The sequence below is a fragment of the Sandarakinorhabdus sp. genome (assembly GCF_041689835.1).
Taxonomy (GTDB): Bacteria; Pseudomonadota; Alphaproteobacteria; order Sphingomonadales; family Sphingomonadaceae; genus Sandarakinorhabdus.
On record NZ_JBDNFM010000116.1, the window covers coordinates 1 to 18524 of the forward strand.

Here is an 18524-nt window from a genome sequence, read left to right on the forward strand (position 1 = left end):
CGGCTGGAATAGGCCAGCAGCACCGGCGCTTCAAAACCTGGAACCAGCCGCTTGTAGCTGTTGGTGCCGGGGTTGGTGAAGGCGTTGCAGGCCTTGGCGTGCTTGATGATGCCGCCGATGAAGAACAGCGCCATTTCCGACAGGCCGGCATATTGATCGCCGGCAAACAGCGGCGTCTTGCCGTTCCAGATGCTCAGGTGGGTGTGCATGCCGCTGCCGTTGTCGTCCTTGATCGGCTTGGGCATGAACGTCGCGGTCTTGCCGTAGGCATGCGCAACCTGGTGCACGACATATTTGTACACCTGCATGCGGTCAGCCGTTTCGACCAGCTTGCCGTAAGTCAGGCCCAGTTCGTGCTGGGCGCTGGCGACTTCGTGGTGATGCTTGTCGCAGGGCAGGCCCATTTCCAGCATGGTGGCGACCATTTCGCCGCGCAGATCGACGGCGGAATCAACCGGCGCGCACGGGAAATACCCGCCCTTGGCGCGCGGTCGGTGGCCCATGTTGCCGCCTTCGTACGATCGGCCGGAATTGGTCGGCAGTTCGATATCGTCGAGGTGGAAGAAGCCTTCGTTGTAGCCAAGGCCAAAACGCACATCGTCGAAAACGAAAAATTCGGCTTCGGGGCCGACATAAACAGTGTCACCGATGCCGCTGGCCTTGAGATAGGCTTCGCCGCGCTTGGCGGTCGACCGCGGATCGCGGCCATAAAGCTGGCCCGTGGACGGCTCGACGATGTCACATACTAGGATCAGCATCGGCGTGGCCGAAAACGGATCGATGTAGGTCGCGTCCATGTCCGGCATCAGGATCATGTCGCTTTCGTTGATCGCTTTCCAGCCGGCGATCGACGAACCGTCGAACATGAAACCATCGTTGAGCATGTCCTCGTCGATCACGCTCGACACCATGGTCAGGTGCTGCCACTTGCCCTTTGGATCGGTGAAGCGCAGATCGACCCACTCGATCTCCTTCTCCTTGATCATTGCAAGAATATCAGCCGCCGTGGTCATCGGTTCGTCCCTCGTTGTTTCGTGATTGTTGCAAAAATTCAGATCGCGTCGCTGTCGCGTTCGCCGGTGCGGATGCGCACGGCCATTTCGATGGTGGAAACGAAAATCTTGCCGTCGCCGATACGCCCGGTACGTGCCGCGTTGGTGATGGCCTCTACCACCCGTTCGACCTGATCATCGTCCACGACAATCTCAAGTTTCACCTTGGGGAGGAAATCCACCACATATTCAGCACCGCGATACAGTTCGGTATGGCCCTTCTGACGGCCAAAGCCCTTGGCTTCGGTCACGGTAATCCCGGAAACACCAACTTCGTGCAGCGCTTCCTTCACTTCATCCAGCTTGAATGGCTTGATGACGGCTTCGACCTTTTTCACAATCCACCCTCGCCTGCGATGGCATGGCCAGCACGGCCACATGGCGGCAGCCATAGGCCCAGCCGGTTTTGGCCCGACCGGTTTTCATTGCGCTTTTTGAAATGGCGGCGCCACCGGTATTTCCCCCATATACCGGCGATTTCCAGGCCCACTTCAAACAGTGGTGGCATAGCCGCCATCAACGGTGACGACGCTGCCACACAGGAAATCGCTCGCCCGGCTGGACAGAAACAGCGCCACTCCGGCCATGTCGTCGGGGGTGCCCCAACGCTGCATCGGCGTGGCGGCCTTGAAGGCGTCACGGAATTCTTCGGCGATGGCTGCCGTCATCTTTGACGGGAAAAATCCCGGCGCGATGGCGTTCACCGCGATGTGCCGTTTGGCCAAAAACTTGGCCATCATCCGGGTCATGTGCAGCACGCCGGCCTTGGACGCGGCATAGCTGTAGGTTTCCAGATCCGATACGTGCTGGCCGTCGATCGAACCGATGTTGATCACCTTGGCCAGTTTGCCGGGGCCGGCGCCGGCTTCCAGCAGCGGTGCCAGTTTCTGGGTCAGGAAAAACACCGACTTGAGGTTGATGTCCATTACCTTGTCCCAGCCGCTTTCGGGAAATTCGTCAAAGCTCGCGCCCCACGACGCGCCGGCGTTGTTGAACAGGATATCGACATGCGGGGTGACGGCGGCCACCGCAGCGGCGAAACGTTCGATCTCCGCCATCTGCGACAGATCGGCGGGGATCGCGGTGCAGGCCGGGCCAAGCTGGGCGGCCAGCGCTTCGCAATCGCTGATCTTGCGGCTGGTGATGATCACGCGGGCGCCGTTATCCACCAGCGCGCGGGCAATCATCTCGCCGATGCCGCGGCTGCCGCCGGTGACCACGGCAACCTTGCCGGCAACGCTGAACAGGTGTTCGATCTTCATGGCAGGGCCTTTCAAATGGCTTCGCCCGCGGCGCGGGCACGATCAAGACGGGTGGCTTCGGCGGCGGGCAGCCAGCGGTAGACAAAATACAGGCTGACCACCGTGAACGGCGCCATCAACAGCAGCGCCAGCACGCCGGTGCCCAGATTGCCGCTGAGTTTTGAAACAAAGCCGGTGAACCACGGCCCCAGCCCGAGGCCAAACAAGGTTGTGCCGATGAAGAACGTGGCCGTGGCAGCGCCGCGCATGCGGGGCATCACCAGATCCTGTGTGGTGGCCGCTGCCACGCCCACATACATCGACCCGAAGATGGTGGTCGGCGCAAAGCACAGGAAGAAGATGGCAATATCGCTGGTGGTATACTGCATCCAGATGAACGGTGCCGGCACCAACGTAGCCAGGCTGCCGATCATGATGCGGCCCGATGGGTGGCGTTTTTTCGCCCAATCACCCAGCAAGCCGCCCATGATGGTGCCAACAAAGCCGCCCAGCGCGCCGCCGCCGCCCAGAATGAAGGCCACCGCTTCGCGCGTTCCATACCACGGCACCGGCGCGCCGCTGGCGACCATCGGCTCAACAAAGGTGCGCAAGGCATAGGGCGCTGCCCAGAAGCCTACCGAATAGCCGACAAAACTGATGCTGCCAAAACCCAGGATGGTCAGCACAAAGGCCGGCGTGCCCCAGATCATCTCATAGGTCGGCTTGTCGCGCCGCTTGATCGATTGCGCCCAGCTGATCACCGCATACAGCCCGGTGCCGACCGCAACGAATTGCGGCACTTCGCCGGTGAAATGCACCAGCGCCGCCACCAGCCCGACCACCAGCGCCAACGCCGCGACATTTTCCAGCAGCGCGCGGCGGCCCAGCAGCGCCATGTTGACCAGCGTGAGCGGCGGGATGACGCTGGCCAGATCGGCCAGAAAATTGCGAAAGATTGCCTTGCCCGGCATCGGCGCCGGCGGCGGCAGGCCATCGGCGCGGCCGCGGATCGGCTCGATCAGGGTGGCCACCCACAGCGCCAGCAGCAGCCCCGGCAGGCCCACCGCCATGAACGCGGCCTGCCAACCGACCAGCCCCAGCGGCCCGCCGCCGGGATAGGCGGTGTTCCAGCCCTTCACCACCACCGCGCCGATCAGCAACGAAACACCGCCGCCCAGATACAGCCCGGCAGCATAAATCGAAAGCGCGGTCGCGCGCCGCTCCTTGGGAAACCAATCGGAAATCATCGAATAGGCTGAAGGGCCAGCGGTGGCCTCACCCACACCCACGCCGATGCGTGCCAGCGACAATTGGTTGAAGCTGCCGGCCAGGCCCGAAAGCGCCGTCATCCCCGACCACAAGGTCAGGCCCAACGCCAGCAGCCGGGTGCGGACCCAATTATCGGCAAGCCGCCCGATCGGCACCCCGAACAGCGCATAAAACACCGCAAAGGCGGTGCCATACAGAAAGCCCAATTCGGAATCGCTGAGCCCGAGGTCGCGTTTGATGTCTTCGGCCAGGATCGACAGGATCTGCCGATCGATGAAATTCATCACATAAACCAGCACCAGCAGCGCCAGTACATACCAGGCGTATGGCCCGCCAACGGGCGGAACTGGCGGCCCGCCAACGGGCGGAACTGGTTTTGCGGCTTCGGCGTTGTTGCCGGTATCGCTGTCGACCATTCGCTGTGCTCACCCCGAGGCTGCGGGGCTTCTGCAGGCCCCTTTGGCCAAGGGCTTATCAGCCGTCCCGGCGGCTGTCACCGGGTACATTGGCCCCCATCACATCAGCAAACGACAACTGGCCATCAAACAGCGCGCGCACCACCAATTCGGTGCGGGTGGCCACGCCGTAACGCGTTTTGGCGGCTTCCAGATATTTGTGCACCGTTCCGCCGGACAGGCCAAGCAACTGGCCCACCACCCAATTGGATTTGCCGCGCGCCGCCAGCACCAGGCAATCAAGCTGGCGCTGGGTCAGCCTGGGGCTTTCGGAGGGATCATCGCCCGCCATGGGCAGCTTCAGCCGCCGCGCTGCTTCAAACGCGAAGCACGCCAGATACTGCGCCGCCGGCAGCGATTCCGTTGGCAACTCGCGCCCTTGTGCCATCACAAAGCTGACCAGCCCCGATGCTTGGCCAGGCACATGGATCGGCACGGTATAGCCATCGGCCAATCCAGCGGCGCGCGCCTGAGTCATGTAGGCCTTGTGCCGAGCGGTCATTGGCAGGATGGCGTCCAGGTTATTCCAGGCAAACGGCGTCACGCTGCGTTCGCAGGCCAGCAGCACCGGATCGTCGACAACCCGGCCGCTGGGCACCAGATTTTCCACCCATTGATCGGGAAAATCGCTGAGCCGCACCGCGCCGATACGGCTGGGCGTGTTGATGCGCTGGGCCATGGCGAAATGATCGAATTTGAAGCTGCGCGTGGCATCCTTCAGCACCAGGCCAATGTCGGTCAGTGATGGCGACGTTCGTACGGCGCGCACGAACGTCTGAACGTTTCGGAAATCCAAAGCTGCCCCCTGTGCAGTCCGCTGCGACGCCACGCCCGCGACCAGCCCTCTTGCTCCGCCCCTCAGCCGAGCCTATTTTGAACGCCACATGGCGACCACATTCTGTGGTATCGTTATAATGTTACAATTTGGTTACGAGGGGTGTATGACGCACGATATCGCAATTATTGCCGGCGGCTGCTTCTGGTGCACAGAAGCAGTTTTCAACGAACTGCAAGGCATCGATTCAGTCCAATCTGGCTATATCGGCAGCAGTGTTGCCAATCCCACCTATGAACAGGTGTGCGGTGGCAATACCGGCCATGCAGAGGCTGTCCGTATCGCCTACGATACGGACGTTATCAGCTATGGCGATCTGCTCGATATCTTTTTCCACACCCATGATCCGACCACGCTCAATCGCCAGGGCGGCGATACCGGCACCCAGTATCGTTCGGCAATCTTCCCGCAAAACGGCGTCCAGGCCGGCGAGGCCGAAGCCGCGATTGCTCGCAATCAAGCCAGTTGGGACAATCCCATTGTCACCAGCATCGAACCAGACGCCCCATGGTGGCCGGCCGAAGCCTATCACCAGCGCTATTTCGAAAAAAACGGCGCCAGCAACGGCTATTGCGCCGCCGTGGTGGCGCCAAAGCTGGCCAAGTTCCGCAAGGGTTATGCCGCGCGGCTGAAAGGCCGATAAGGCTGTTGGCAGTCGTTATTTTGCAAACCGTGAAATGTTCAAATTCACGTGAAATCCCTCACTCCACCGTCACCGATTTGGCGAGGTTGCGCGGCTGATCGACATCCGTGCCCTTGGCCAGGGCGACGTGATAGGCCAGCAACTGCACCGGAATGGCGCTGACCAGCGGGCTGATGAACGGATCGACAGTGGGCAGGGTGATGCTCGCTGCGGTGCCCTGGCCGTGGGCGGCCACGCCTTGCGCGTCACTGAGCAGCACTACCTGGCCGCCGCGCGCCATGACTTCCTGCATGTTTGAAACTGTCTTTTCAAAACGCGGGCCAGTCGGCGCAATGACGATCACCGGCACATGCTCATCGATCAGCGCGATCGGGCCGTGCTTGAGTTCGCCCGCCGCATAGCCTTCGGCATGGATATAGCTGATTTCCTTCAGCTTCAGCGCGCCTTCCAGCGCCATCGGATAATCCGGCCCGCGCCCGATATACAATATGTCACGCGCCTTCGCCAGATTGGGGGCAAGCGCGGCAATCGCGTCCTCGGTTTTCAGGGCGGCATTCATTGCCGCCGGCACTTCGGTCAGCAGGTGAACCAGTCGGGCCTCCTCCGCCGCATTCACCCGGCCCTTGGCCTTGCCCAGCGCGATGGCGAACGCCGCCAGCACCGCCAGCTGGCAGGTGAACGCCTTGGTGGAAGCCACGCCCACTTCCGGCCCGGCGTGGGTGGGCAGCAGCAGCTGCGTCTCGCGCGCCATCGTCGAGGTGGCGACGTTGACGACGGCCGCCACCATCTGCCCACCCGCCAGCGCATGACGCAGCGCCGCCAGCGTGTCCGCCGTCTCGCCGGACTGGCTGATGAACAGGCACAGCCCGCCTTGCTCGTACACCGGGTCGCGATAGCGATATTCCGATGCGTTTTCGATGCTCACCGGCACGCGTGCCAGTTGCTCCAGCCAATAGCTCGCGACATGGCCCGCCAGCAGCGCGGTGCCGCAGGCGACGATTTGCACGCGCTTCACATCGGCCAGATCGAACGGCAGGCCGGGCAGGGCGACGGTTTCGGCGAGTGGATCGAGATACGCCCCCAACGTCTGCGCCACCACAATCGGCTGTTCGTGGATTTCCTTTTCCATATAATGGCGGTGGTTGCCCTTCTCGATCACCGCTGCGCTGGCCGACGAGGTGATGAAGGCGCGTTCCACCGGCTGGTCTGCGGCATCGAACATGGCGACGCTGTCCGTCGTCAGCCGCACCCAGTCGCCTTCTTCGAGATAGGCGATGCGATTGGTGAACGGCGCCAGGCCGAGCGCGTCGGAGCCAAGGAACATCTCGCCGTCACCGCGTCCCACCACCAGCGGCGATCCGCGCCGCGCGCCATAGATGACGCCGGGATGATTGCGGAACAATATGGCAAAGCTGAAGGCGCCGTGCAGCCGCTTGAGTGTGGCCGCCACCGCCGCATCAGGGGAGGCACCGCCCGCCAGCGCCAGTTCGAGCAGGTGGGCGACGACTTCGGTGTCGGTGTCGCTCGACAGCGTGCGGCCCCTGGCCAGCACTTCGGCGCGCAACGGCTTGAAATTCTCGATGATGCCGTTGTGAACCAGGCAGACATTTTCGGTGGCGTGCGGGTGGGCATTGTCCCGCGTGGGCGCGCCGTGGGTGGCCCAGCGGGTGTGGGCGATGCCGATGCTGCCGGCCAGCGGATCAAGCGCCAGTTCGCGGGCCAGATTGACCAGTTTGCCCGGTGCGCGGCGGCGATCCATGACAAGTTCTGAGCCATTGGCATGAATGGTCGCAATGCCGGCGCTGTCATAGCCGCGATATTCAAGCCGGCGCAGGCCATCGACCAGCCGGTCTGCCACCGCTTCGCCCGAAACGATGCCGATGATGCCGCACATTGCTACTTGCCCTTCTTCACCAGTTGAGCGCTGCGAAACCGCGCCGCCCAGCCAGCTTTTTCCGTTTGCGCCGGCCGCACCAGTGCCAGCGCATCACTGGCCACATTGCGGGTGATGGTGCTGCCAGCGGCGATAATGGCACCGTCGCCGATGGTCACCGGCGCCACCAGCGCGCTGTTGGATCCGATGAAGGCGCCGACGCCGATGATGGTCTGATATTTGAAGAAGCCATCATAATTGCAGGTGATGGTGCCGGCGCCGATATTGGCCTTGGCTCCCACGGTCACGTCGCCCAGATAGCTGAGGTGATTGGCTTTGGCGCCGTCGCCCAGGACCGCCTTTTTGGTTTCGACGAAATTGCCGATCTTGGCATTCGCGCCCAGCACAGTGCCGGGGCGAAGACGCGCAAACGGGCCGATCTCGCAGCCTTCGCCGATGTGCGCGCCTTCGATATGGCTGTGGGCGCGGATGCGGACATTGCTGGCCACTTTCACGCCGGGGCCGAACACCACGAACGGCTCGATCTCCACATCGGCGGCGATTTGCGTGTCGGCGGCGAAAAAAACGGTTTCAGGCGACTGCATCGATACGCCCGCGGCCATCAATTCGGTGCGGCGGCGGCGCTGGAAAATCGCTTCCAGCTCGGCCAGCTCGGCGCGGCTGTTGGCGCCGGCCACTTCATCAGCCGCCGTTTCGATCACCGCGCAGGCGCGGCCATCGGCAAGCGCCAGGCCAACCACATCGGGCAGATAATATTCGCCCGCCGCATTGTTGTTGGTGACGCGGGCGAGCAGCGCAAACAGATCCGCGGCGCGCACTGCCATCAGCCCCGAATTGCACAAGGTTTCGGCGCGTTCCTGCGCGGAGGCATCCTTGAATTCGACCATTTTGGCGATGGCCCCGTCTTGCGCGATGATGCGGCCATAGGCGCCGGGGTGTTCGGGACGGAAACCCAGCACCGCCACCGCCACATCATCGGCCAGCGCATCAAGCAAGCGCTGCATCGTGGCGGCCGTCACCAACGGCGCATCACCGTACAACACCAGAATTTTACCCTCAAAACCAGCGAGCGGCGGCGCGGCCTGCAGCACGGCGTGGCCGGTGCCGAGCTGCGGCTGCTGCACGACCACATCCGGCCCAAGGCTGAAGTGGCCCAAAACTTCGGCTTCGACCTGTTCTTTGAGCGCGCCGACCACCACAACGGTGCGCGCCGGGCTCAACGTTGCCAGACTGTCGGTGAGGTGGCGCAGCATCGGCTTGCCGGCGATGGCGTGCAGCACCTTGTGGCGGGCCGATTTCATGCGCGTGCCCATGCCGGCTGCAAGGATGATGGCGGCAAAGGGTACAGGGTTCATCACCGTCGCAGCCCTGCCACAACCGGTTTGGGTTGAAAAGCGTTGGGGGTTGAAAAGTGCCGCCGCCCGGCGCAACCCCTGTCGTACAGCTGCAACAAACCAGGTGCATGGCCTTTTGCTCGTGAATTTGCCCAAATCCATCCTGTTCGATCTCGACGGCACGCTCGTTGATACCGCGCCCGATCTGGCGGCGGCGATGAACCATGTGCTGGCCTTGTGTGGGCGTTCGCCGTTGCCGGTTGACGCTGTACGCCATCTGGTTGGTCACGGTGCGCGCGCGCTGATTGCTCGTGGGCTGGCGGCAACCGGCGATCCGGCTCCGCATCTGGTGGAACAACATTTTCCCGATTTCCTTGATCATTACGCCGCCAATATCACCAATGCCTCGCGCCCGTTCGACGGGGCCGCGGCCGCGCTGGATGAACTGGCGGCGCATGGGTGCCTGCTGTCGATCTGCACCAACAAGCCAACTCACCTGGCGTTGGCGTTGGTGGAGGCGCTGGGCTGGCAGGGCCGCTTTGCCGCCGTTGTCGGCCAGACCAGTGTTGCCCGGCCCAAGCCCGATGCCGGCCATGTGCATGCCACGCTGGCCGCAGCCGGCGGCCAAGCGGACAGCGCGGCGTTCGTCGGCGATTCCGCCACCGATGTCGGCGCCGCCCGCAATGCCTGCCTGCCGATCGTACTGGTCATCTTCGGCTACACCGATCGGCCGGCGCACGAATTGGGCGGCGATGTGGTGATCGATCATTATGATGCGCTGCTGCCGGCACTCAGGGATCTTGGGCGGAGCTTGGCCGGATGATCTCGGCCGTGGAACTGGTGCTGGCGGGACTGGCTGTCTTGCTGCTGGGATTCGTGCTCGGCCGGATAAGCGCGCCAAATGCCGCCGCCCCGCCGCCGCTGGCCAATTTCCCGCCACCGCCGCCGCCACCGCCGCCGCCCGCCGCCGACCGAATCGACATCGAAAGCCTGAATGATGCGGCGCTGCTCACCCGCGGGCAGCTGGTGGAGGCCGCAAATGCCGCCGCCCGGGCGCTGTTCGGCAATCGCATCATCGGCAGCGATCTGCGATTGACGGTGCGCCACCCGGCCTTGCTGTATGCAGTAGAAGCCGTGTTGGCCGGCGAGGCCGCCGAGGAACGTGAAGTGTCGGGCTTGGGCACCGGCAATCGCAGTTTCAGGCTGCGGGTGGTTGGCGACGGCGACAATTCCCGCTGCCTGGTGCTTCTCGATGATGTGACGCAGGCGAAGGTTACGGAACGGATGCGCGTCGATTTCGTGGCCAACGCCAGTCACGAGCTGCGCACGCCGCTGGCCACACTCACCGGCTTCATCGAAACGCTGCTGGGGCCGGCCGCCGAGGATGAGCCGGCGCGCCAGCGTTTCCTCACCATCATGGCCACTGAAGCCGATCGCATGCGCCGCTTGATCGACGATCTGATGAGCCTGTCGCGCATCGAGCTGGACAAGTTCGTGCGTCCAACCCAACCGCTTGATTTGAAAGGTTTAGTGGCTGAAGTAGGCAGCACGCTGGCCATGCGGTTGGAGACCGACCAGCGTGCCTTGCTGATCGACGAGCCAGCAGTGCTGCCGCACGTCATCGCGGATCACGATCAGGTGCTGCAGGTGCTGTACAATCTTATTTCTAACGCCTTGAAATATGGCCGCACCGGCACCCCAATTCGCGTCAGCCTTGCCAGCGTTGTCACATCGCTGGGCGGCAGCGTGAAGGTGACCGTGGCCGATGAAGGCGACGGCATCGCGCCCGAACATCTGCCGCGCTTGACCGAGCGCTTTTACCGTGTCGATGCGCAACGCAGCCGCACGCTGGGCGGCACCGGGCTGGGGCTGGCCATCGTCAAACACATCGTCGAACGCCACCGTGGCCGGCTGGAGATCGATAGCCGGCTGGGCGAGGGCACGCGGGTTTCCTTCTCGCTGCCGATCGCTTGACCGGTAAGCGGCGTAACAAATAGGTCATAAAAACGTCATAAGGCCCACATCCGACGTCTTTATGTGCCGTGTCACATGGGCAAGAGGCGGCGCGGCGAATCGCCCGTCCGGGAACTCAAGAGGATGAATTTGTCGCAGTCAATTCGCGCTCGCGCCGCTCTGAGGCTCGGTTTGGCTGCCACTTTGGCTGCCGGGCTGCTTGGCGCGTGTTCGAGCGGCAGTCGCACCCAAATCCGTATTGTTGGCTCGTCCACCGTCTATCCCTTCACCACCGCGGTTGCCGAACAATTCAAGCGCAAGTGGACCGAGTTTCCGGCCCCGATCGTTGAATCGACCGGCACCGGCGGCGGCATCAAGCTGATGTGCGCGGGGTTGGGGGCGCAATTTCCCGATGCCGCCAACGCCTCGCGCCGCATCAAGAAAAGCGAAGTCGAAGATTGCGCCAGGCATGGCGTGAAGGGCCTTATCGAATTGCAGGTGGGGATTGATGGCCTTGTCATCGCGCAGGCCCGGGGCGCCGATTTTCCCTCGCTCACCGAGCGTGATGTTTATCTGGCGCTGGCCGCCAACCCTTTCGGCAAGGGCGCCAACACTGCCCGCACCTGGCGGCAGGTCAACCCGGCGCTGCCCGATATCCGAATCGAGGTGATCGGCCCGCCGCCCACCAGCGGCACGCGCGACAGCTTCAACGAGCTTTACATGCTCAAGGGTTGCAACACCGAACCAGCGATGCAGGCCCTCAAGAAAAGCGACGATACCGCCCACAAGCAGATCTGCGAAAGGGTGCGCGAAGACGGCGCCTATGTCGAAGGCGGCGAGAACGACAATCTGATCGTGCAGAAGGTCGCGGCCAACCCGCAGGCGCTGGGCGTGTTCGGCTTTTCCTTCATGGAAGAGAATAGCGACCGGGTGAAGGACGTGCCGCTCGGCGGCGTCAAGGCCACCTACGAAAATATCGCCAGCGGCAAGTTTCCGGCGTCGCGGCCGCTGTATGTGTATGTGAAGGCGCAGCACGTGCCAGCCGTGCGCGGCATGCGCGAATTTCTGGCCGAATATGCGCGCGAATCGACCTGGGGCCGCGAGGGCTATCTTGCGCGCAAAGGGCTGGTCGCCGCGCCCGACGCCATCCGCCGCGCCGGTGAAGCCACCGCCCGCAGCCTGACGCTAATGGACGAGGGCTCGCTGTAATGCGGCTGCTGATCGCCTTGGCGCTGGTGCTGGGCCTCGCTGGCCTTGCCTATCTGGCAGGCCGCGCCCGCGGTAACCGCATGGTCACCGTAGCCGGCGGCCGCATCGGTGCGGTGCATTCGCGCCCCGTCTACCACGGTGCCTATGTCGCGGTGCTGGCGCTGGCGCCGGCGCTGGTCGTGCTGGCGGCCTGGGGCTTTGTGAGTGAAACCCTGATCGAAGGCCAGGTTCTGGGCAGCCTTGCTGGCGCGCAGCGCCCGGCTTCCGGCAACGACAGCGAAGCCCTTATGAACGAGGTTCGCGGCCTGGTGAACGGTGATCTACCGCAGGCCTTCAACCCGCTCGCCCCGCGTCTGGCTCCGGTTTATGCTGCCGCTCGGTCAAACGGCGACATGCTGGCCGGCGCGTTGGCTGTCGCGCTGCTCTCGATGGGCGGCCTGTGGGGCTGGTCGCGGCTGCGCCCGGATTTCCGCGCCCGCAATCGGGTGGAAACCCAGGTGCGCGCGCTGCTGCTGCTGGCTTCGGTGGTGGCCATCCTCGCCACGTTCGGCATCGTGCTGTCGTTGATCTTCGAATCGATCCGTTTCTTCCAGCTCGTTTCCCCGGTGGAATTCCTCACTGGCTTGCACTGGAGCCCGCAAACGGCGATCCGTGCCGATCAGGTCGGCTCAACCGGAGCCTTCGGCGCGGTGCCGCTGTTCTGGGGAACCATTTTCATCGGTGCCATCATCGCCATGGCGGTGGCCATCCCACTTGGCCTGATGTCGGCCATCTATCTCACACAATATGCCGATCCGCGCCTGCGCCGCTGGCTCAAACCGATCCTCGAGCTGCTCGCCGGGGTGCCAACCGTGGTTTATGGCTTTTTCGCTGCGCTCACCATCGCGCCGCTGGTGCGCAGTTTTGCCGTGTCACTGGGGATGACCAACGCGTCGTCTGACAGTGCGCTTGCGGCCGGCCTGGTGATGGGGGTTATGATCATTCCGTTCGTTTCCTCGATGGCCGATGACGCGCTGGCCGCCGTGCCGAGTGCCATGCGCGATGGCAGTCTGGCGATGGGCGCCACGCCGTCGGAAACCGTGAAGAAGGTGATGGTGCCCGCGGCGCTGCCCGGCATCATGGGCGGAGTGCTGCTGGCCGTGAGCCGCGCTATCGGCGAAACCATGATCGTGGTGATGGCAGCCGGCCTTGCCGCCAATCTGACCGCCAATCCGTTCAGCAGCGTCACCACCGTCACCACCCAGATCGTCGCGCTGCTCACCGGCGATCAGGAATTCGACAGCGCCAAGACGCTTTCCGCTTTTGCGCTGGGCCTTGTGCTGTTCGTGATGACGCTGATCCTCAACATCTATGCGCTTGCCGTTGTGAAGCGCTACCGCGAGGCCTACGAGTGATGGCGACGCTTGCTGCCACCCCCGCATCCGGCACGCCTATCGCCGAACGCCAGCCTACCGACTGGACAACGCCTGCCATGGCGGCGCGCATCGCCGCGCGCTACCGCGCCGAACGCAATTTCCGCGTCGCTGGCGCCGCCGCCCTGATGATCGCGGCCAGCTTCCTGGCCTTTCTGCTGTTTACCATCGTGCGTGACGGCTCGACTGGTTTTCAGCGCAGCGAAGCTCGCATCGAGGTGCAGTTCGATGCCGCCACGCTGGGTGTGGACCCTGCCGCCGTGTCTGGTTCCAAGGGGGCCGGTCCGCAAGGCCAGGCCGTGCTGGCCCGCGCTGATTACCAGGCACTGCTGCTCAAGGCCGCCGCACAACTCGGCCCTGCAGATGACACGCTGTCCGATGCCGCTTGGATGGAATTGCGCGCGGTGCTGATGGATGATCCTGCGCTTTTGGGCCAGCGCACCATCTTGTGGGTGCCGGTGCGATCGTCGATCGATCTGTTGGCCAAGGGTAAATATGATATGACCGCCCCCGCCGAAAGCCGCGGCGTGTCCGATCGGGAAGTGTCGGATTGGCGCTGGCTGGCCCGTGAAGGCCGGCTGCGCACCGGTTTGAATACCACCTTCCTTTTTGGCGCCGATTCGACCGAGCCGGAATTGGCCGGCATCGGCGGCGCGGCGCTGGGCTCGCTGCTCACTCTGGCTGTTACCATTGCCATTGCCTTTCCATTGGGGGTGTTTTCGGCCGTTTGGCTGGAGGAATTTGCGCCCAAGGGCTGGCTGGCCGACATCATCGAGCTATCGATCAACAATCTGGCCGCAGTGCCGTCGATCATCTTCGGCCTGCTGGGTTTGGCCTTCTTCCTCAATTTCGCCGGGATGCCGCGATCTGCGCCGCTGGTGGGCGGCATCACGCTGGCATTGATGACCATGCCGGTGATCGTGATTGCCGCGCGCGTCGCCATCAAGGCGGTGCCGCCGTCGATCCGTGATGCAGCGTTGGCCATTGGCGCCTCGCCCATCCAGGTGGTGTTCCACCATGTGCTGCCGCTAGCGCTGCCCGGCATCATGACCGGCACCATCATCGGTGTTGGCCGCGCTCTGGGTGAAACCGCGCCGCTGCTGCTGATCGGCATGCGTGCCTTTGTCACCGATGTGCCGCAGGGCTTCACGTCGCCGGCCACAGTGCTGCCGATGCAGGTATTCCTGTGGTCAGACGACGTGCAGCGCGGCTTTGTCGAAAAAACCTCGGCCGCCATCATGGTTTTGATGGTGATCCTGATCGCCATGAACAGCGTGGCCATCTATCTTCGCAACCGTTTCGAGAGGCGCTGGTGAACCAGAATCCTGCCCCAAATCCGGCAATTGGCCACAACGCTGCCCTTGGGGCCCCGCCGAAGATGACGGCGCGTGATGTGAACGTCTTCTATGGCCAGAAACAGGCCATCAAGGATGTTTCCATCGACGTGTCCGCCGAACATGTGACGGCGTTCATCGGCCCGTCTGGGTGCGGCAAGTCCACCTTCCTGCGCTGCCTCAACCGCATGAACGACACCGTGGACGGCGCCCGCGTCGAAGGCCGCATCGAACTTGATGGCCAGGATGTTTATGCCAGCGCCATGGACGTGGTGCAGTTGCGCGCGCGGGTTGGCATGGTGTTTCAGAAACCCAATCCGTTTCCCAAGTCGATCTATGAAAATGTCGCCTATGGCCCGCGCTTGCATGGCCTGGCCCGCTCGAAGGCCGATATGGACGGGATCGTGGAAAGCGCCCTCAAGCGCGCCGGCCTATGGGACGAGGTCAAGGATCGGCTCGCCGAAAGCGGCGCCGCCATGTCGGGCGGGCAGCAGCAGCGCCTGTGCATCGCGCGCGCCATCGCTGTCGATCCCGAAGTCATCCTGATGGACGAGCCGTGCTCGGCGCTCGATCCGATCGCCACGGCACGCATCGAAGAACTGATCGACGAACTGCGCGGCCGCTATGCCATCGTGATCGTCACCCACAACATGCAGCAGGCGGCGCGCGTCAGCCAGAAAACCGCTTTTTTCCATCTTGGTGCGCTGGTGGAGTATGATGACACGTCGGCGATCTTCACCAATCCCAAAGCGACTCGCACCAAGGATTACATCACAGGTCGATACGGCTGATCCGCCGCCCCACATCGCCGCCGTTGAAAGGCAAGCCCCATGGCAGAATTCGCCGCCCACACCGTCAAAAGCTTTGACGACGATATTGCCCAGCTGCGCGCGGTTATCACCCGCATGGGCGGCCTGTGCGAAACGCAGATTGCCGAAGCCGTGGATGCGCTGGTCAATCGCAACTCCGACGCTGCTAAGGCGATTGTGGAGAACGACAAGCTGCTCGACGCGCTGGAGGCCGAGGCGGAGGCGTTGGCCGTGCGCATCATCGCCCTGCGCGCGCCGCTGGCCGGCGATTTGCGCGAAATCGTGTCGGCGCTGAAAATCGCCAGCGTGATGGAACGCATCGGTGATTATGCCAAGAATATCGCCAAGCGCGCACCGGTGGTGGCGCAGTCGCAGCCGGTGGCGCCGGCGGTGATCATCCCGGAAATGGCTCGTGTGGTGGTGGAAATCATCCGCGACACGCTGGATGCATTCGTCGACCGTGATGCCGAAAAAGCGCTCGCCATCCTGCAGCGCGACCAGCAGGTGGACGAATATTACAACTCGCTGTTCCGCTCGCTGCTAACGTTCATGATGGAAAATCCGCATTACATCACGCCGTCCACGCACTTGCTGTTCGTCGCGAAAAATCTGGAACGGATCGGCGATCACGCGACCTCGGTGGCCGAGATGGTCTATTTCACCGCCACTGGCCAGCGCCCGGCGGAGCGGCCCAAAAGTGATGACACCTCAAGTGTTTACAGCCCGGAATGAACCCGGTTTCAGGAGACTGACCGATGCGCGCCAAGATCTTGCTTGTCGAAGACGATGCCAGCCTGATCGAGCTGGTAACCTATAATCTTGAAAAGGAAGGCTTTGACGTTGTGCGCACCGGCGACGGCGAGGAAGCGCTGACGCTGGCCGAGGAGGAAAAGCCCGATCTCGTCATCCTCGACTGGATGATCGCCAACCTGTCGGGCATCGAAGTCTGCCGCCGGCTGCGCCGGGCGCCGGCCACGGCCAATCTGCCGATCGTCATGCTCACTGCGCGCGGCGACGAAGCCGACCGTATTCGCGGCCTCGAAACCGGTGCCGACGATTACATGACCAAGCCGTTTTCCCCGCGCGAGCTCATCGCCCGCATCCGCGCCGTGCTGCGCCGCCTGCGCCCCGCCTTGCAAGGCGGGGCCCTGGAATTTGCCGGCATTGCCATGGATACCACGGCCCACCGCGTCACTCGCGACGCTCGCACCGTGCAGCTCGGCCCCACCGAATTCCGCCTGCTGCGCCATTTCCTCGAGCATCCCGGCCGCGTGTTCAGCCGCGAACAACTGCTGGATGCCGTGTGGGGCCGGGATGTCTATGTCGAGCAGCGCACGGTGGATGTGCACATTCGCCGATTGCGCAAGGCCGTCAATGCTGGGCCGACTGGCGAGGAGTTGCCTGACCTGATCCGCACTGTCCGTTCGGCTGGCTATTCGCTGGATGCCACCCCGGCACCGGCGCAAGCCGCGGCCTGATCGGTCCCTTCTGGCGCTTTGCCTTTGGGTCACTTTGCCGGAATTACTTTGCAGCTCTGGCCAGCTTGTTTAAACGGCGGGCTGCAAACGTGATTCCATCGTTTCACAGGTAAGGCATTTCATGACCATCAGCTTCGAAGGGCGCGTAGCCATTGTCACCGGGGCCGGCGGCGGTCTTGGCCGGGCCTATGCGCTTGATCTGGCGCGGCGCGGTGCCAAGGTTGTGGTGAACGATCTGGGCGGCGCCCGCGACGGGTCGGGTGCCTCGCTTTCGGCAGCGCAGGCCGTGGTCGACGAAATCACCGCGCTCGGCGGCGAAGCCATGGCCAATGGCGCCAGCGTCACCGACATGGCGGCGGTGGAAAAAATGGTGGCTAACGTGAAAGAACGTTGGGGACGCGTCGACATCCTGATCAACAACGCCGGCATCCTGCGCGACAAGACCTTTGTGAAGATGACGCTGGATGATTTCCGCACCGTCATCGACGTGCATCTGATTGGCAGCGTGAATTGCACCAAGGCGGTATGGGAACTGATGCGCGAACAGGGCTATGGCCGCATCCTGATGACCACGTCGTCCACCGGGCTGTACGGCAATTTTGGTCAGGCCAATTATGGTGCCGCGAAATTGGCGCTGGTTGGCCTGATGAAGACGCTGGCGCTGGAAGGCGCGAAATACAACGTCCACGTCAACACCATCGCGCCGCTGGCTGCCACCCGCATGACCGAAGATCTGATGCCGCCGGCTCTGCTGGAAAAAATGGGCCCGGAAACCGTGGTGCCGGCCTCGGTCTATCTGGTGTGTGAAGAAGCGCCAACCAACGTGATCCTCAACGCTGGCGGCGGCGGCATCGAGCGCGCCTATGTCACGCTGACCCGCGGCATCCACCTTTCGGCCGACGAAATGACTGCCGAAACGGTTGCGGCGCGATTTGCTGAAATCAGCGACCGCACCGGTGAACTGGCGCCCGACAACGGCGGCGCGCAGGCCCAGATGGCTTTGGGTGGGCGCCCCTGATCGAAGAACGCGATCTTGATGCGGCGGTCGCCGCCGGAATCCTCGATGCGGCCACCCGTGAACGGCTGGTGCTGTTCACGGGCGACCTGCGGCGCGGCACGGCTGGCGCGGATGAGGAGCAGTTCCGGCTGCTGACCGGTTTCAACGACATCTTCGCCGCCATCGCCATCGCCTTGCTTCTAGTGGCGGTGGCCGGCATCTCCAGCCTGGTCTCGCAGCTGGCCGCAGCGCTGGCCATTGCCGCGCTCAGCTGGTTTCTCGCTGAATATTTCACCCGAACGCGGCGCATGGCGCTGCCCAGCATCCTGTTGCTGCTCAGCTTTGTCGGCGCGGTGCTGGCGGCGACCATGATCGTTATATCCGGCGCGGCATCCCTTGCCGGCAGCGGCGTCGGCCCTGCGGCATTGGTGGCCGGCAGCCTGCTTGGCGTCGGCGCGGCGGCGGCCCACTGGTGGCGTTTCCGCGTGCCGATCACCATTGCCGCCGGCGCCGCATCGGCTTCGCTGGCTGTGGTCGGATCGGCAGGCGGCATCCTCGGTCCGGCCTTCGGCTTGGTCGGTGTCGATCTCACGGCCTTTGTGATCCTCA

At 63.4% G+C, this 18524-nt stretch carries 17 protein-coding genes and 1 pseudogene; 11 read left to right on the forward strand and 7 right to left on the reverse strand.

The annotated features are described in order from the left end of the window. From glnA to ACESL8_RS06150, 5 genes are all read right to left on the reverse strand, one after another. On the reverse strand, positions 1-1013 hold a 1013-nt coding region (gene glnA, locus ACESL8_RS06130), incomplete at its 3' end, for a type I glutamate--ammonia ligase (RefSeq protein WP_372916889.1). Between the two features lie 38 nt (positions 1014-1051). Further along, positions 1052-1390 (reverse strand): P-II family nitrogen regulator, encoded by a 339-nt coding sequence (locus ACESL8_RS06135; RefSeq protein WP_372916891.1) that lies wholly within the window; start codon positions 1388-1390, stop codon positions 1052-1054. A gap of 153 nt (positions 1391-1543) precedes the next feature. Then, entirely contained in the window at positions 1544-2314 is a 771-nt protein-coding gene (locus ACESL8_RS06140; RefSeq protein WP_372916895.1) for an SDR family oxidoreductase, read from the reverse strand. Between the two features lie 11 nt (positions 2315-2325). Next, the gene (locus ACESL8_RS06145; RefSeq protein ID WP_372916897.1) at positions 2326-3978 is read right to left on the reverse strand and encodes a spinster family MFS transporter; all 1653 of its coding nucleotides are present in this window, start codon (positions 3976-3978) and stop codon (positions 2326-2328) included. Between the two features lie 58 nt (positions 3979-4036). Continuing rightward, the gene (locus ACESL8_RS06150) at positions 4037-4786 is read right to left on the reverse strand and encodes an autoinducer binding domain-containing protein (protein WP_372916899.1); all 750 of its coding nucleotides are present in this window, start codon (positions 4784-4786) and stop codon (positions 4037-4039) included. Between the two features lie 172 nt (positions 4787-4958). Here ACESL8_RS06150 and msrA point away from each other — a divergent pair, with 172 nt between their 5' ends. Then, a complete protein-coding gene (gene msrA / locus ACESL8_RS06155; protein ID WP_372916901.1) occupies positions 4959-5495 on the forward strand; it encodes a peptide-methionine (S)-S-oxide reductase MsrA in 537 nt (178 codons plus the stop codon). A gap of 58 nt (positions 5496-5553) precedes the next feature. Here msrA and glmS read toward each other — a convergent pair whose 3' ends face one another. Beyond that, a complete protein-coding gene (glmS, locus tag ACESL8_RS06160; RefSeq protein ID WP_372916903.1) occupies positions 5554-7389 on the reverse strand; it encodes a glutamine--fructose-6-phosphate transaminase (isomerizing) in 1836 nt (611 codons plus the stop codon). A 2-nt stretch (positions 7390-7391) separates the two neighbouring features. Next, positions 7392-8744 carry a bifunctional UDP-N-acetylglucosamine diphosphorylase/glucosamine-1-phosphate N-acetyltransferase GlmU gene (glmU, locus tag ACESL8_RS06165; protein ID WP_372916905.1) on the reverse strand — a complete coding sequence of 451 codons (1353 nt, stop codon included), beginning with the start codon at positions 8742-8744 and terminating at the stop codon, positions 7392-7394. Between the two features lie 121 nt (positions 8745-8865). Here glmU and ACESL8_RS06170 point away from each other — a divergent pair, with 121 nt between their 5' ends. The 10 genes and pseudogenes from ACESL8_RS06170 to ACESL8_RS06215 form a co-directional block, all read left to right on the forward strand. Next, positions 8866-9546 carry an HAD hydrolase-like protein gene (locus ACESL8_RS06170; RefSeq protein WP_372916907.1) on the forward strand — a complete coding sequence of 227 codons (681 nt, stop codon included), beginning with the start codon at positions 8866-8868 and terminating at the stop codon, positions 9544-9546. Beyond that, the gene (locus tag ACESL8_RS06175) at positions 9543-10697 is read left to right on the forward strand and encodes a sensor histidine kinase (RefSeq protein ID WP_372916909.1); all 1155 of its coding nucleotides are present in this window, start codon (positions 9543-9545) and stop codon (positions 10695-10697) included. The genes ACESL8_RS06170 and ACESL8_RS06175 overlap by 4 nt, the downstream gene beginning before the upstream one ends. Before the next feature lie 123 nt (positions 10698-10820). Beyond that, positions 10821-11885 (forward strand): substrate-binding domain-containing protein, encoded by a 1065-nt coding sequence (locus tag ACESL8_RS06180; protein WP_372916911.1) that lies wholly within the window; start codon positions 10821-10823, stop codon positions 11883-11885. Continuing rightward, on the forward strand, positions 11885-13279 hold the full coding sequence (gene pstC, locus ACESL8_RS06185; protein ID WP_372916913.1) for a phosphate ABC transporter permease subunit PstC: 1395 nt from the start codon (positions 11885-11887) through the stop codon (positions 13277-13279). Before ACESL8_RS06180 ends, pstC begins: the two co-directional genes overlap by 1 nt. Next, positions 13279-14613, forward strand: a complete 1335-nt coding sequence (gene pstA / locus ACESL8_RS06190; protein WP_372916915.1) for a phosphate ABC transporter permease PstA — start codon at positions 13279-13281, stop codon at positions 14611-14613. The genes pstC and pstA overlap by 1 nt, the downstream gene beginning before the upstream one ends. A 62-nt stretch (positions 14614-14675) precedes the next feature. After that, a complete protein-coding gene (gene pstB, locus ACESL8_RS06195; RefSeq protein WP_372916917.1) occupies positions 14676-15422 on the forward strand; it encodes a phosphate ABC transporter ATP-binding protein PstB in 747 nt (248 codons plus the stop codon). A gap of 39 nt (positions 15423-15461) precedes the next feature. Beyond that, entirely contained in the window at positions 15462-16172 is a 711-nt protein-coding gene (gene phoU / locus ACESL8_RS06200; protein ID WP_372916919.1) for a phosphate signaling complex protein PhoU, read from the forward strand. A 23-nt stretch (positions 16173-16195) separates the two neighbouring features. Continuing rightward, positions 16196-16918 (forward strand): phosphate regulon transcriptional regulator PhoB, encoded by a 723-nt coding sequence (gene phoB / locus ACESL8_RS06205; RefSeq protein WP_372916921.1) that lies wholly within the window; start codon positions 16196-16198, stop codon positions 16916-16918. 121 nt (positions 16919-17039) lie between these two features. After that, entirely contained in the window at positions 17040-17936 is an 897-nt protein-coding gene (locus ACESL8_RS06210) for an SDR family oxidoreductase (protein ID WP_372916923.1), read from the forward strand. A gap of 68 nt (positions 17937-18004) precedes the next feature. Continuing rightward, positions 18005-18524, forward strand: a pseudogene (locus ACESL8_RS06215) (hypothetical protein); the annotation flags it as partial.